The organism is Rhodococcus sp. APC 3903 (assembly GCF_030407755.1).
GTDB classification, from domain to species: Bacteria; Actinomycetota; Actinomycetes; order Mycobacteriales; family Mycobacteriaceae; genus Rhodococcus_F; species Rhodococcus_F erythropolis.
Genome location: NZ_JASDCV010000012.1, coordinates 73,133 through 87,620, shown reverse-complemented (window position 1 = coordinate 87,620; position 14,488 = coordinate 73,133). Strand labels below are relative to the sequence as shown.

General features: G+C 61.9%; 13 protein-coding genes and 1 tRNA gene. 6 read left to right on the top strand and 8 right to left on the bottom strand.

Annotated elements, in window-relative coordinates; genetic code table 11:
* Positions 1-56: 56 nt before the first annotated feature.
* The 8 genes from QMA15_RS18390 to QMA15_RS18355 form a co-directional block, all read right to left on the bottom strand.
* Positions 57-2,642 (bottom strand): O-glycosyl hydrolase, encoded by a 2,586-nt coding sequence (locus QMA15_RS18390; protein ID WP_021332726.1) that lies wholly within the window; start codon positions 2,640-2,642, stop codon positions 57-59.
* Between the two features lie 2 nt (positions 2,643-2,644).
* On the bottom strand, positions 2,645-3,631 hold the full coding sequence (locus tag QMA15_RS18385) for a DUF1839 family protein (RefSeq protein ID WP_021332725.1): 987 nt from the start codon (positions 3,629-3,631) through the stop codon (positions 2,645-2,647).
* On the bottom strand, positions 3,631-4,587 hold the full coding sequence (locus tag QMA15_RS18380; RefSeq protein ID WP_021332724.1) for an amino acid--[acyl-carrier-protein] ligase: 957 nt from the start codon (positions 4,585-4,587) through the stop codon (positions 3,631-3,633). The genes QMA15_RS18385 and QMA15_RS18380 overlap by 1 nt, the downstream gene beginning before the upstream one ends.
* Positions 4,584-5,774, bottom strand: coding sequence for an acyl-CoA dehydrogenase family protein (locus QMA15_RS18375; RefSeq protein ID WP_042952515.1), 1,191 nt, complete (start codon positions 5,772-5,774; stop codon positions 4,584-4,586). The genes QMA15_RS18380 and QMA15_RS18375 overlap by 4 nt, the downstream gene beginning before the upstream one ends.
* Positions 5,771-6,013 carry an acyl carrier protein gene (locus QMA15_RS18370; protein WP_003946296.1) on the bottom strand — a complete coding sequence of 81 codons (243 nt, stop codon included), beginning with the start codon at positions 6,011-6,013 and terminating at the stop codon, positions 5,771-5,773. The genes QMA15_RS18375 and QMA15_RS18370 overlap by 4 nt, the downstream gene beginning before the upstream one ends.
* The gene (locus tag QMA15_RS18365) at positions 6,006-6,452 is read right to left on the bottom strand and encodes a holo-ACP synthase (protein WP_020970291.1); all 447 of its coding nucleotides are present in this window, start codon (positions 6,450-6,452) and stop codon (positions 6,006-6,008) included. The genes QMA15_RS18370 and QMA15_RS18365 overlap by 8 nt, the downstream gene beginning before the upstream one ends.
* Positions 6,453-6,738: 286 nt before the next feature.
* The gene (locus tag QMA15_RS18360) at positions 6,739-7,380 is read right to left on the bottom strand and encodes a ScbR family autoregulator-binding transcription factor (protein WP_003946317.1); all 642 of its coding nucleotides are present in this window, start codon (positions 7,378-7,380) and stop codon (positions 6,739-6,741) included.
* 189 nt (positions 7,381-7,569) lie between these two features.
* Positions 7,570-8,223, bottom strand: a complete 654-nt coding sequence (locus tag QMA15_RS18355; RefSeq protein WP_019744652.1) for a TetR/AcrR family transcriptional regulator — start codon at positions 8,221-8,223, stop codon at positions 7,570-7,572.
* 154 nt (positions 8,224-8,377) lie between these two features.
* On the opposite strand from QMA15_RS18355, the gene QMA15_RS18350 reads away from it, so the two are divergent.
* The 6 genes from QMA15_RS18350 to QMA15_RS18325 all read left to right on the top strand — a co-directional run bounded on the left by QMA15_RS18350 (position 8,378) and on the right by QMA15_RS18325 (position 14,485).
* Positions 8,378-8,448, top strand: a tRNA-Gln gene (locus tag QMA15_RS18350).
* A gap of 90 nt (positions 8,449-8,538) precedes the next feature.
* Positions 8,539-9,990 carry a bifunctional UDP-N-acetylglucosamine diphosphorylase/glucosamine-1-phosphate N-acetyltransferase GlmU gene (glmU, locus tag QMA15_RS18345; protein WP_019744653.1) on the top strand — a complete coding sequence of 484 codons (1,452 nt, stop codon included), beginning with the start codon at positions 8,539-8,541 and terminating at the stop codon, positions 9,988-9,990.
* A 72-nt stretch (positions 9,991-10,062) separates the two neighbouring features.
* On the top strand, positions 10,063-11,043 hold the full coding sequence (locus tag QMA15_RS18340; RefSeq protein WP_019744654.1) for a ribose-phosphate diphosphokinase: 981 nt from the start codon (positions 10,063-10,065) through the stop codon (positions 11,041-11,043).
* Between the two features lie 239 nt (positions 11,044-11,282).
* On the top strand, positions 11,283-11,939 hold the full coding sequence (locus QMA15_RS18335; RefSeq protein ID WP_024487329.1) for a hypothetical protein: 657 nt from the start codon (positions 11,283-11,285) through the stop codon (positions 11,937-11,939).
* A gap of 78 nt (positions 11,940-12,017) precedes the next feature.
* Positions 12,018-13,598 carry an SLC13 family permease gene (locus tag QMA15_RS18330; protein ID WP_021345090.1) on the top strand — a complete coding sequence of 527 codons (1,581 nt, stop codon included), beginning with the start codon at positions 12,018-12,020 and terminating at the stop codon, positions 13,596-13,598.
* Positions 13,598-14,485 carry a cyclase family protein gene (locus QMA15_RS18325; protein WP_279163672.1) on the top strand — a complete coding sequence of 296 codons (888 nt, stop codon included), beginning with the start codon at positions 13,598-13,600 and terminating at the stop codon, positions 14,483-14,485. Before QMA15_RS18330 ends, QMA15_RS18325 begins: the two co-directional genes overlap by 1 nt.
* Positions 14,486-14,488: the final 3 nt, after the last annotated feature.

Here is a 14,488-nt window from a genome sequence, read left to right as displayed (position 1 = left end):
GTTGTGCGCCGGTTCGATTCTATCGGTGCGCGATCTCGCAGCGCAGTCCGATCCGTTCAGTTTCCCGTAACGCTCGGCTTCTTCGTCGTCCGCTTGGCCGGTGAAGATCGGGTGGCCGGGGCGCTCGGCGGTGCCACGGCCACGCTGGTGTGAGAGTTGAGCGCCCGAACCCGGCCGATTACCTTCGTTGCCTGGCTGGTTCTCCGTAGACGTACAGTCCTGCGACCGTTCGGCGCGAGGTGGAACCAGGAGTCTTCGGGCTCGAAGCCCTGCAGTTCGAGGGCAACGTATTGGGCGGAAGCATCCGTCGAGACGTCGACTACCCACTCTTCGTCGCCGACGTTGCGCGCCGTGGCGACAAGTCCGACCGACCGCTCGAGGGGCCGTGCCGGACTCCCCAGGAGGTGCACCACTTCGTCCACCATCTCGCCGTCTTCGTCTTCGAGCGTGACGGTGACGGCGTCGTATGTCCGCGCCCCGAACTGAAAGACGTGAGTGAGGTCGGTGAAACGGCCGACAAGGCTGTCCACGGACCAGGTCAGACTCGAGTGCGATTCCACCTTGACCGGTAGCGCGACGTCGACTGGGACGACACCTGACCGACTGTGCGCTCGAAACCTGATCTCGCCGACGACAGGTTCGGCAGTCTCGTTGATCGCGTCGAGCCTCAGTCCGTCCATACCGTCGTCCGTGACGAGGAGCGCGATCGGTTTGGCGCTCCTACGGAGCACGAACCACGGAGCCTTGGGGCTGCCGCTCCAATCGAGGACCCCCCATCCCGGCCCGGGCTCCAGGTCTCGCAGTGCGAGTGTCAAGGCGCCGTCGCACCGAGAATCCGGGCGACGCCAATAGCCGAGCGTCGAGGCGAACGCCTCACATACGGCTGCTCGCCCCAGGTCGAGATAGCGTTCCGGGTCGGACCACCGGACTTCACGAGCGTCTTCGCCGAAAAGCGCGTGGACGTAGTGATCCCGAACATCCTCGAAATCCCACGACGATCCGTTGTCCCGCGGCACCGCGGCTTTCCATGCCGGGTGGTGCCCTGCGACGGCGAGCGAACCGAATTCGTTCTCGATCACGGCATTCGACGGTGGAATCGAAAATGCCAATGATTCGGTCGCAAAACGTACTCGCGCGCTGAGCACGTCGGCCAGTGGACGACGATAGGCACCCACCCCGAAGTAGTGAGCGACCCCGCTTCCGACATGCGTTGCCAATTGCTCTCCCCCGCGAGGCGCCGAGGGCGACGACGTCACGTATTCGAGTTCAGGTGCCACCGCTGAGATCAGCTCCGGCAGTCTCGAATGAATGAGCGGGATGTGTTGATCGACCAAGCCCAGCATGGTCGGCTGCTGTTCGGTCTCGCTGCCGCCGCAGAAGACTGCCAAAGCGGGATTTCCACGCACTCTGTGCAAGAACGCGGTGACCTCTGCTGCAACGAGTTCGAAGAATTCGTCGGTGTCGGGCGGATCAAGCGTCGCCAACATCATGTCCTGCCACACGAGAATGCCCAGTCGCGCGCATTCCTCCCAGAAGTGGTCGCTCTCGTAGACCATCGTCCCCGGGATTCGAATCATGTTCAGGCCCGCCTCAGCCAGGCGTTCCAAGACACGAGTGGTGCCGGCGTCGTCTTGAAGCGAGATCGGGTCGGTCGGCACCCACACCGAACCACGGCAGTACACCCGGATGCCGTTGACATTCAAACGGAATCCACCATCGGATCTGTCGGCCTCCACCGTCCGGAAGCCCACTGAACCGAGATGCTCGGAGACTCCGACCGTTTCTATCGTCACCGGATACGTGCGAGGAGCGCCATGAGTGTGCGGCCACCACAACTGCGCGTCCGGCACTTCGACGACGCCGGACACCTCGAGGAATCCGTCCGGTCCGGCAATTACAGCCAATTGTCGCGAGTGTTCGCCGACGCGCACGGTCACGTACTCCAGCGAGGCCGGCAATCCGGTGAGCCGAGCGCTGACGGCAACGTGACCGGTTGTGCCGTCAACACTCGCGTGCTTGACAGCCGAGACTACGGCGGCAAATCCCTTGTCCAACAAACGGATACCCCGCCACGGTCCCACCGGTACCGGAACGCCACTGAATACGGGAGCCATACCGAGCATCGTGGTTCGGATCCACCGAAGACCCTGTTCACGGACCATCGACGAGCGCCAACGTCCTCGAGGACGCCTCGATCTCAGAATCGCGGACAGAGAATGAAAATGAATAGCGACCTGGACGCGTTTACCAGCGCCGACTACGGCCGGAATGCTCACTTCCCCAGGCGTGAACATGGATTCAGTGGACGCGACATGGACGCCGCCGATCCAGACATCGGCAAACGCCGTCACACCGTCGAACTGGAGCAGCCACGACCCCTCACCGGTCGTGGCCACGGTAGTCACGAACCACCAGTCCGATGATGAAACCGACGACGATGAAACCGACGACGATGCAACGGACTTCGTGCGTCCGGCGTCCGTTTGCGCCGCCTGAATCGCACCAACGACTGTCCCAGGCACAGACGCTGCGACCCACTCGGTCACGGTTTCGAGGGCATCCGGATCAGATATGGATCCGGGTTCGGTTGCAGCGCATCGCCATATCGCGCCGGCCAGCAGGTCTGCTGACGAACGAGGCACTGTTAGACCAACCTCAAGTGTCGATGGGAGTCGACGCCGATTGCGTCGGCAACGACTTCCATCGCCCTCTTCCACGACACGGCCATCTCGTCGAGTTGCTCACGCGGGTCCACCGCGCGGCCCCTGGAGGCACGCGCCATCTGAAACTGCACGCTCTTGGCCCCGGACGCCACTTTGCGGAAATCTGGCGCAGCTTCGCCTGTCCCGGAGAAACCTGCAGTGTCCAAAAACTCGCTGGCGTCGGCTGCCAGCTCCGCGCTGGCACCACACTGACGAAGTAGCCCGAAGGACCAGAGGTGAAAGGCATCCATACCCGCCCCCTGCACCCATTCGAGGTCGTCGATCACCCGGCGTCCCAGCTCTCGCACGGGATTACCCGCGGCTCGAACCGCTACGTTCCGCCGAGCCACTTCGGCGATGTTTCCGGCGTTGGTCGCGTGAACCGGATTCAACCTGATCTGTTCGACGTAGGGCACGAACGAAGGAAGTGAGGAACGATCGAGATCGAAGACACCGGAGAAATCGTCGCCTCGCAGCAAGTAGTACCCGCTGTTGTGGAAGTATTCGAGCTCGCCGGCAACGCGATCGATCCGATTGGGCACGATCGTGGTCTTGGTGTGCCCCTCGTGATAACTCGTTCCGAGAGTGTCGGGAAGCCAGTATCCGTCGACTTCAACCGTCGACAGCATCCCAACCGCGAGGTTGTCCTCGACATGGATCAGCGGGGCCCGCCAGACGTTCATCTCGGCGACTTCGATTCCGTACAGCGCGTAGATGTCCTCGGCCTTGAGCTTGAGGAACGTCCACTGAGTCCCGTCGAACCGCGATGAGAAGGCACATGCCAGCGCCGGGACGGGGTCCAATCCCAGCGAATGCAACACTTCGATCCACAGATCCGTATAGCAGTTGGTCTGCGCCCACACCCGGTCGTCCTGGTGCAACGAATGGGGTTGGTAGCGATCAGGTGAAATGTCGATGAGCCGGGACATCAGATGCCCATTCGTTCGCGTACGGAGGTTGGCCACGCAGCCACATCAAGACCATGAGTCCGCAACAAGGACAACGCGATTCGCTCCATCCCGAAGCCGACGCACGAGCTGTGCGCCACCTCCCCCTCCGCCGTTCGGATGTCGAAGTTGACACCGAAATGGTCGAGATGGTTGTTCGAGGACACGATCGCCGTGCCCTCGTCGAGATCTCCGTAGAGCCGAACCGTCAGTTCCGTCTTGAGATTCTCTTCACGCTGGTTGGCTGCAAGCATCTTTCCGGCGCGTCCGAAGAAAGGATCATTGGCAATCACCGGGGTGGCGTCGAGTTCGAGCCGGCCGAGCACCTCGAGCCCCCGCTCGATCCAGTGCTCGCGATGCGCTCGCGCTGCCGCGGCGTTACCGATCGTCACGAACTCGTGCATCCGAAACGCTTGCATGCGAGCCGGATCGATCGCCGGTTCGTGCCGGAAGCAAAAACCGTAGATGTCCAGCAGCACCCCGCCTTCGGGGAGAACTCCGGTGTATCGCGCATAGGCAGGATGGCACGCTGCGGAGACGAGCATGGTCTCGGTCGGCTCGAGGTGGCGATCCCACGATTGTCCGTCGGCGCGATCGGCCAGCAGTCGCGCGTGATCGCGATTGGAACCAGCGAAGGTGTTGATGGCGCCGGTGAGGTTGGGAAACGAAGCGATGTAGTCGGTGCGCTCGAAACTGCTACGAGGGAACACCGGCGGGAACCGCAGCCGAGTCGCGGCGTCGCCTGGCCCCGCTGCAACCACCACTCGGTCGATACCGTCGACGATGTCCTCGAACACGCCGGAACGCCCGTAGAGTCCCGGTACCTCTGTCTCGACGAGTAGTCCTTCGACGAGCAGTTCGCGTTGAAATGCAGCCCGAGCCCGATCCAGATCGGTCTCGCCTGTCACAGTCTCGGTTGTCACATTCTCCGTCGTCATAGCGTTCCCCGGTATCCGATAGCCATGTGAGCTGAACCTGCCATGATTCGATCGTTGTTCACCATCACCGCTGCGCCGTGCGCGTCACGAAGGTGCCGACCGAGCGAAAATTCGGTGTCCTCGCGATATCCCGAGATGCCACAGATCAGCATTGTCTGCCCCACGATTTCCACCACCGCGGTGGAGGCTGTGACTTTCAGGTTGTTCATCGCGAGCGAAAAGCCCACCGCTCCTGTCGCCTCGAAATCGGCGGCGCCTTCCGCAGCGTGGACTGCGCGGTCGTACCTGCGTGCAGAGGCGTCGACGAGATCGGCGAATTGTTGTGCCGAAGCAGCAACTTCGGCGAGCCGCAGCGCTCCGGGGGAAGTGACTCCGGGCTGCTTGCGGGCGGCGGCACGCACGTACTTGCGTGCCTTCTCGACTGCAGCGTCGGCAATTCCCAACCACACCGAGCTCCAGACGACGTGCGAGACCGGAAGCATCGTATGGGTGGAGATATCGGAATACGGTACGTCGGCGACCATCTCGGGCGTCGAGGTGGCCCGAAGGATGTAACCAAGACTGCAAGTTCCCCTGAGTCCCAGCGTGTTCCACTCGGTGGTGCGTTCGAGCGTCAGGTCTGGGGTACGACACACAACGAGAACCTGATCGTTCGGCTGACTCTCCGGGGTTCGCCGAGCCGTCACGACTATCGCGTCGGAGTGTTCGCCGTACGAAATGACAGGCGCGTTCTTGATCAACAGCAGATGACCGCCCAAGTCTTCGACCGCGCAATAACTCCGGCTGACGTCACCACCGATTCCCAGCTCAGTGGTTGCCGATGCCAACAGCAGTTGCTTGTCGACCGTTTCTTCGACAAACCCGCGTAGCGCTTCGGTGTTGCCGTGCTTGACCAACGAGTAGATCTGCGTCTGATGCATCGCGAAAATCATTCCGCTTGCTGCACAGCGTGTTCCGATCACACGGGCGATCTGCGACACTTCCTGCAGCGAGAGTCCTTCGCCGCCTAGTTCCCTCGGCACAGCTACCGACAGCAGCCGTTCGCTTCGCATGGCGTCGACAGTTTCACGCGGAAACCTTGCCTCGGCATCGACTTCGTCGGCCCACACCGCTGCAACTTCGTCGGCCAACCGTGTGGCCCGCTCGAGGGCTGTCCCGGTGGCGCACTGCGATTGCGGAGCGTTCATGCAGCACCCAACTCCGTCAACGCACCCTCGATCGCCTTGACGCTTGCGAAGGTACTCTTCCGCAACAACTCGTCAGGAAACTCGATGTCGAACGAATCCTCCAGCGCCAACATGACATTCACGCTCGCGTGCGACGTCAAACCCAACTCGTAAAGATCGGCCTCTCCATCGATCGTGCTCACGTCGACTGCCAGTCGACCGTGCTCGACGAGCACTTTCCGAATTGCCTGATCAATCATCAGCGATGTCGTCCTTCTTTTCGATGCGAGCGCCCGAGCGTGTTGCGATCACCATTGCGATGGCCACGTCCGCTTCGTGCGAGATAGATACTTGAAAATCGTGCAGATCCTGGGCCCGCGCGAGTTCCGCGGCATTACCGGACAGCGTCACCCCACAGCCACCCCACTCGGCCCGAGTGATTTCGATGGAATTCCACGGAACGGGGACATCACCGGGCCGCAGTACCTTCACAACAGCCTCTTTGGCGGCGAAGCGTGCAGCCAATCGTTGATCCCGTGCCGGCCCGGCGCACGTCTGCAATTCGTGCGGGGTGAAGGTCCGATCGAGATACCTCCGCCCGAAGAGTTCGATACTTCGAGTGACATCCACGACGTTCACTACGTCACAGCCGATCCGCGGGCCGATATCGAGCATCGGCGTCGGCGCAGTGTCACCCATCTGTTGACTCCCCATCTGGGGTCGTACACGCCGGGCAGCCCCCTATGCTGCCCGGTGCGCCGACGCCGTCACCCTGCCCTGACAAACCTTCATTCTCAGCAATTCTTCAGCTACCGGTAGAACATACCGCAATCCGAAGATGATGGGCAAGATCAGACTTCCAGATTCCCATCAACACTATAAACATACTCTTAGTTTGTTTCGAATGCAGAACAAAGAGAACAATGTCGCTACCAGGACATTTGCAGCAAACTGGCCAAAGGAGCAGTGCGGAGAGTCAGTGATTTCAGTGATCGCTGGCAAGGCGGCGGGCCGCGAATTGCCTGAAGTACTCCACTTTCGATTCCGGGACCACGATCGGGAGTATCAGGTTCCACGATGCCTTCATGGAGTCCGAAAGCTCACGAACGGTCCCGGTCGCGGCTGCCATCAGCCGAACTCCGGACGCCACTTCCAACAGGAAACGAGCGATGTCAGCAGAATCCGCGTCCGAACGCAGATCACCTTCGTCTGCCGCACGGCTGGCAAGTTCACGGTAAATATCGAGCCACACGTCCAGAGTCGCCGGCCCGGAGCCCCGATAGTCCCCGATCTCGACCAACAAGCGGAACGTTGCTCTAACCATGGCGTCATGCGCACCGATGTCGACGATGACCGACGAAATACCGATCAGCGACTCGAGTGCGGGAGTGCGACGGTCCAACCAGAGCTCACATTTTGCGTCGAAACGCGCCGAACCCTCGTCGATCACCGCCCGCGCGAGTTCTTCCTTGGACCCGAAATGGAAGTACAGCGCGCCTTTGGTCACCTGCGACTCGGCGATGATCTCGCTCAAGCTGGCATTGGCATAACCCAGGCGCAAGAACACACCCGCTGCTCCGCGCAGCACCGAATCACGGGTGGCTTCTGCCCGTTCTTGCCTCACCATCGATCCGGCCTCCAATCACCACACATCGAACGAATCCTTGGTCTTACCCGTTCACAGCGTCAAAATGGAAGGCACGGTTCGGCATTCAACCCACCCTGCAAACAAATGAGACATTTGCCCATCAAACGATCGTGATACAGCGAACACAGCTTAGACCGCGATCCATCTCTGCGCGGCAGGCGCGCCTGGTTAACCCTCCAATTGTGGGTCGGCTTCCAGATTCGTCAGCCCATTCCAACACAAATTCACGAGGTGAGCGGCGACAACTTCCTTCGACGGAGTCCGCTCGTCGAGCCACCAAGTAGCCGTAGTGGACACCATGCCGACAAGCGCCTGTGCGTACATCGTTGCTAGTCCGGGGTCGAAACCGCGTCTGGAGAAGTCCCCCGCAAGCAGGTAGCCCACCTGACTGATCGCATCGTTGAGCAAGCTCGAATACGTCCCACTGGGCGCAACAACGGACGAATCGCGCACGAGTATCCGAAATCCGTCAGTGTGCTCTTCCACGTAGGTGAGCAAAGCCAACGCAACCCGCTCGACTCGAACTCTCGAGCGATTTTGCGAGAGCGAAGACGTGATCATCTCGAGGAGTCGCGACATCTCCCGGTCCACTACTACGGCGTAAAGCCCCTCCTTGCCGCCGAAGTGCTCGTACACGACCGGCTTGGACACGTTTGCTCGCTGGGCGATCTCCTCGATCGAGGTCGCTTCGTATCCCCGTTCGGCGAACAATGCCCGCCCGATCTCGATCAGTTGTTGCCGACGTTGGGTACCGGTCATCCGGATCCGTGTCACTCGTTCGGGAACTGGATCCCCGCCACCCGAACCGGACACCGCCGCCATTGTCTTCCTCTCGCCGACACACAAATTACTGCTGTGGACGCTCAGCCTATCGGGACTTCGGGGACCCAATCAGAGGAGCGGTTCGACCTACGGCGGGTCGGCATGCGATTATTCTTGCGCGCGTTCGGCCGCAAGGCTCGGCAATGCGTGGCAATCCGCCGTGGTGTAATGGCAGCACCTCTGATTTTGGTTCAGATAGTTCAGGTTCGAGTCCTGGCGGCGGAGCTGGTGAACAACATGCATTTTCCGAGCGGAAATGCGTGTCTTGATCGACAGCTTGATCGACAGTTTGATCGACAGAGGGAGCTCAAACCAGTGCAGACCGCCGTGATCGTTCTCGCAGCGGGTGCCGGTACACGAATGAAGTCGAAGACTCCCAAGGTCCTCCACACTCTCGCCGGACGCAGCATGCTGGCACATTCGCTTCACGCGGCAACCTCACTGAACCCCACGCACCTGGTGACCGTCGTCGGTCACGATCGTGAGCGTGTCACCGAAGCAGTCAACGCAGTCGCGGGTGAACTGGGCCGGCCCGTCACCGTCGCCGTTCAGGACGAGCAGAAGGGCACCGGGCACGCCGTCAGTTGCGGACTCGAAGGTCTGCCGGCCGACTTCGCCGGAACCGTACTCGTGACGGCCGCCGACGTGCCGCTGCTCGACGGCAAGACCATCGCAGACCTCCTCGCTCAGCACACTGCCGCCCCTGCGGCTGCGGTCACGGTGTTGACGTCGACGGCCCTCGACCCCACCGGCTACGGACGGATCCTTCGTACGACGGACGGCGAAGTCAACGCCATCGTCGAAGAGAAGGAAGCCACCGATTCGCAGCGCTCGATCACCGAGGTCAATTCAGGTGTCTACGCCTTCGACTTCGAGACTCTGCGCGATGCGCTGGCGTCTCTCGACTCCAACAACGCACAGCACGAGTTCTATCTCACTGATGTGATCATGATCGCCCGTCGCGCGGGCAAGCGTGTTCGCGCGCAGCACATCGCGGATTCGGTTCTCGTCGCGGGCGCCAACGACCGCGTGCAGCTCTCGACGCTCGCCCGCGAGATGAACCGTCGGATCCTCGAGACGTGGATGCGTGCCGGCGTCACCGTCGTCGATCCGGCGAGCACGTGGATCGATTGCGGCGTGCACATCGCACAGGACGTGACGCTCCTGCCCGGAGTTCAGTTGACCGGCACAACGTCGGTGGGCGAGGACGCCGTGATCGGCCCCGACACCACCTTGGACAACGTGAGCGTCGGGGAGCGCGCGCAAGTCGTCCGCTCCCACGGGACCGACTCCGTGATCGGAGCCGACGCGACCGTCGGTCCTTTCGCCTACCTGCGGCCGGCTACACGCCTCGGTGACCACGGGAAGATCGGCGCATACGTGGAAACGAAGAACGCGGACATCGGCGAGCATTCGAAGATTCCGCATCTTACCTACGTCGGCGACGCCACCATCGGCCATCACAGCAACATCGGGGCTTCGAGCGTCTTCGTCAATTACGACGGCGTGAACAAGAGCCGTACTGTGGTGGGGTCGCATGTGCGAACCGGTTCCGACACGATGTTCGTCGCCCCGCTCACCGTTGGTGACGGCGCATACACCGGGGCCGGAACCGTTCTGCGAAACGACGTACCGCCAGGGGCGCTTGCCGTCTCGGGTGGTTTGCAGCGCAACATCGAGGGCTGGGTTCAGAAGAATCGTCCCGGCACGCCCGCGGCCGATGCTGCAGCAGCAGCTGCACAACCTGACGGCCCTGCAACAACCTGACAGCCCTGCACTACCTGACAGCACAGATCACCACCAGATCGACCGGCAAGTACAAAAGGATGGCATGAACCAGTGACTGCGAATTGGATCGACAACCAGAAGAACCTGATGTTGTTCTCGGGTCGCGCACATCCCGAGTTGGCGGAGCAGGTGGCGAAGGAACTCGACATCCGCGTCACCCCGCAGACCGCGCGCGACTTCGCGAACGGTGAGATCTTCGTTCGATTCGAAGAGTCGGTTCGCGGCTCCGACGCGTTCGTCCTGCAGAGTCATCCGGCACCGCTGAACACGTGGGTGATGGAGCAGCTCATCATGATCGACGCTCTCAAGCGTGGATCGGCAAAGCGCATCACCGCCGTTCTTCCGTTCTACCCGTACGCCCGCCAGGACAAGAAGCACCGCGGACGCGAGCCGATCTCCGCTCGCCTGATCGCTGACCTGCTCAAGACTGCCGGCGCCGATCGCATCATCACGGTCGACCTTCATACCGATCAGATCCAGGGCTTTTTCGACGGCCCCGTCGATCACATGCACGCACACAGCCAGTTGGCCAACCATATTCGCGCGGGCTACAACCTCGAGAACATCACGGTGGTCTCCCCCGACTCGGGCCGCGTTCGCGTCGCCGAGAAATGGGCCGACTCGCTCGGCGGAGCGCCGCTGGCGTTCATTCACAAGACGCGCGATCCCTTGGTACCCAACCAGGTCAAGTCCAACCGCGTCGTCGGTGATGTCGAAGGTCGCACCTGCATCCTGATCGACGACATGATCGACACCGGCGGAACCATCGCCGGCGCGGTCAAGGTACTCAAGGAGGCCGGAGCGGGTGACGTCGTCATCGCTGCAACCCACGGCGTCCTCTCCGACCCTGCTGCCGAGCGCCTGTCGACGTGTGGCGCAAAGGAAGTTGTTGTCACCAATACACTTCCGATCGACGAGTCGAAGAAGTTCCCGACGCTGACGGTGCTGTCCATCGCACCGCTGCTGGCTCGCACCATCAAGGAAGTTTTCGAGAACGGTTCTGTGACTTCGCTGTTCAACGGCAGCGCCTAGTCTCACGCTGCTCTACGGGCGCGTACCTGTGACTTCACGGTCACTGGTACGCGCCCGTCGTCGTCTTCGTGAACACCACAGAAACAGACCACCCGGTCATCATGAAACCACCTGTGGGACACACGAATACCACCGAATACGGCATTCAGCATGATCTTGATCACGCCCACGACCAGAAACCCAGGTCGATGTTGGGGCGGTGTTCACCGCGCCGCAATCTTCGCCTAGTGTGGCTCGTCGTGATCGACGCGCAAACCCTGGAATCCCGGCCCGAATCTCATTCCCTGAATTCATCAGTTCCGACGATCCGGCGGTGGCGCCCAGGATCTTGTGTCTGGTGCGGAGACGACAACTCCGTGGACATGTTCCGCAACGAACCCCGCTGTGGAAAATGTCGTGAAAACGAAGGCATCATCGACGACGCGAAGCGCTTCCTCGGTATGTACGGTCTGCGCCCGCTCGGCGGCACGCTGCAGTCCGACGACGACGAAGAACGCGAGTACCGCGTCAACGCTCGCGAGGCTCGCCGAGTTCTGAACGAGATCCGCATGGACGTCCTTCCCGATGCGGCCGCCGTTCGCAAGGCAATTCGGCCCCGTGCCGCAACGGTTGTCGCCGACACGTCACCCGCACGGGCTTCCCGCCCCGCCAGCACGGGCACAGCGACGCGCGTTGCCGCTCCGGTCAAGACGGACACCGTGGACATCGACACGCTCCAGGCTCGCGTCCTAGGGCTTCTCGATCAGCTCGGTTCGATCGACGAGCAGATCAAGGTCGCCGAACTCGCACAAGGGTTGCCGGCGCGCGCGCGACTGAGCGATCTCAACAAGCAGAAGGCCACGGTTCTTCGCACGCTGGCCGCTCTCGAGAAGGCTCGCATCGCCGCCTCCAACTAATTCCTTCGCGTCCGTCCCACGGCCCCGTCTCCCTTGCGAGACGGGGCCGTTCTGTATGAGCAGGTACCTTTACGAATCGTGAATGACATCACCATCACCTTTGTCGTGCTTGCACTGGTCGTGGCGCTGTTCGTGATCGGCCGAATCCCGGTCGGCATCATCGCGATCGGCACTGCCCTGGCGCTCTACGCCACCGGTGTCATCACGATGGAGCAGGCGCTTGCCGGATTCGGCGATCCCACGGTGGTGTTCATCGCCGCGCTCTTCGTCGTCAGCGAAGCCCTCGACGCCACCGGTGTCACCACGTGGGCGGGCGAGAAATTGCTGGCAAAAGTCGGTGAATCCCGAGTCCGTCTCTTGAGTGCGATCATGTTGCTGGTTGCCGCGTTGACCGCATTGATCAGCGTCAACGGAGCCGTAGCCGCGCTGGTGCCGATGGTGGTCGTCTTGGCAGTGCGTCTCGGTAAGTCGACGTCACAACTGCTTCTGCCGTTGGCATTTGCCGCCCATGCCGGTTCGATGCTCACCTTGACCGGAACACCGGTCAACATCATCGTTTCCGAAGCCGCCGAGGAATCCGGGGCCGGTGCTTTCGGGTTCTTCAGTTTCACCTTGGTCGGTGCGCCGCTCGTATTGGGAACGATCGCGATCGCCGTACTTCTCGGTCCTCACGTCCTCCCCCATCGTGCGGGGACGTCGATGTCGCCTGACCTGAGTCGGCACGCCAAGACCCTCGCGAAGCAGTATCAGTTGATGGGCAAGGATGCGCCGTCCGCAGAGCCCTTGATCACCAAGCACGACGGTGTGGTCGAAGTGATAATCCCGCCGCGCTCGGAAATGATCGGCGACAGGGCTTTTCCCGGCATGGTGACCGACAGTGGCGATCTGGTGATCCTCGCGGTCCAGCGTGCCGGTGAGGACTGCGGCCCGAAGGGCGTCAAGTTGGCGGCAGGTGACACGCTCCTCCTGCAAGGCAGCTGGGACGATCTCGACACCCACACCGCGGTCGATCCGAATGTCCTCGTGGTCGACGCACCTGGTCAGATCCGTAAGCAGGCAGCGCCGTTGGGAACTCGCGCGGTCATCGCCCTCGTCGTCGTCGCGGCGATGGTCGTGTTGCTGACCTTCGGATTGGTGCCGTCGGCGATAGCCGGACTCCTCGCGGCGTGTGCGATGGTTTTGTTACGAGTGATCAGCGTGGAGCAAGCGCATCGGTCCATCTCGTGGACCACGTTGATTCTCGTCGGCGGAATGATCCCGCTCTCGACCGCGATCCAGCAGACCGGCGCAGCCGAGAAACTCGCTCATGCCTTCGTCGACGTCGTCGGTGGTGCAAGCCCGTATGTCGTCGTCGCCGGACTCTTCGTCGTGACGGCGACGCTGGGTCAGCTGATCAGCAACACCGCGACCGCGCTGATCATCACGCCGATCGCCATCTCGGTCGCCAGCGAACTCGATATCTCGGTGCTGCCCCTTCTGATGACGGTGACCGTCGCTGCCGCAGCCTCCTTCCTGACGCCCGTCGCCACTCCCGCGAACATGATGGTGATGGGACCTGGCGGATACAAGTTCGGCGACTACTGGAAGCTCGGACTCCCGATGTTGTTGTGGTTCCTGGTAGTTGCGACGGTGTTGATCCCAGTGATCTGGAGTTTCTGATGTGCTCACCGAAGGTGTTGTCGGAGGTCTACGAATCGATCGGACGAGAGGGCCGGAAAGTCAGCCGACGATCTATGTTCGCGGCGCTCGGCACTACTGCGCTCGGTGCGACCGTCGTGGCCGGCGCGGTGCAGCCCACTGCGTCGGCAGCGCCATCGGGTCGGACCATCGTCGATCTGACCCATGTACTGACCCCGGATTTCCCGGTGTGGCCGGGCGCGCGCTCGTTCGAGATGAGGAACCTGGCGAAGATCGCCGACGCCGGCGGGTCACTGGGCTCGCTCGGGTCCTCTGGTTTCGGCGGAAACTTCTACCTCAACGAACTCCGCCTCGAGGAACACACCGGGACGCACATCGACGCGCCCGCGCACGCCAGTGCGGACGGAATCACCGTCGAGAAGATTCCAGTCACCGACCTCGTCGTACCGATCGCGGTCGTCGATATCAGCGCCCGAGCCGCCGTCGACCCTGACGCGTTGCTCACCCGTCAGGACATCCTCGATTGGGAAGCCGTCCACGGGACGATCTCTCCTCGCAGCCTGGTTGCGATGAACTCGGGTTGGGATACCCGGGCCGGTGCCGGCGGGGCCTTCACGAATCGAGATGTACACGGCGTGCAACACACTCCGGGATTCGCCCCCGAAGCGATCGACTTTCTCGTCCGCGAGCGCGACATAGCGGCCGTGGGTTCGGACACCCTCAGTATCGACGCGGGCCGAAGCACCACCCACGGGGCTCACCGAAGCGCTTTGGGCTCAGGAAAGTACGCAGTCGAAGCCCTTGCAAACCTGTCCGCACTTCCGGCCGTCGGCGCCACGGTGATGGTGGGAGCGCCGACGCATGCGGGTGGTTCGGGTGGTCCGTGCCGGGTCATTGCCTGGTATTGAAGA

Bases quoted from the DNA above. Each gene is read 5' to 3' on its own strand.
- QMA15_RS18380 (WP_021332724.1), bottom strand. From the start codon at position 4,587: ATGACGACGGAGAATGTGACAACCGAGACTGTGACAGGCGAGACCGAT.
- QMA15_RS18375 (WP_042952515.1), bottom strand. From the start codon at position 5,774: ATGAACGCTCCGCAATCGCAGTGCGCCACCGGGACAGCCCTCGAGCGG.
- QMA15_RS18355 (WP_019744652.1), bottom strand. From the start codon at position 8,223: ATGGCGGCGGTGTCCGGTTCGGGTGGCGGGGATCCAGTTCCCGAACGA.
- QMA15_RS18360 (WP_003946317.1), bottom strand. From the start codon at position 7,380: ATGGTGAGGCAAGAACGGGCAGAAGCCACCCGTGATTCGGTGCTGCGC.
- QMA15_RS18370 (WP_003946296.1), bottom strand. From the start codon at position 6,013: ATGATTGATCAGGCAATTCGGAAAGTGCTCGTCGAGCACGGTCGACTG.
- QMA15_RS18325 (WP_279163672.1), top strand. From the start codon at position 13,598: ATGTGCTCACCGAAGGTGTTGTCGGAGGTCTACGAATCGATCGGACGA.
- QMA15_RS18385 (WP_021332725.1), bottom strand. From the start codon at position 3,631: ATGTCCCGGCTCATCGACATTTCACCTGATCGCTACCAACCCCATTCG.
- QMA15_RS18365 (WP_020970291.1), bottom strand. From the start codon at position 6,452: ATGGGTGACACTGCGCCGACGCCGATGCTCGATATCGGCCCGCGGATC.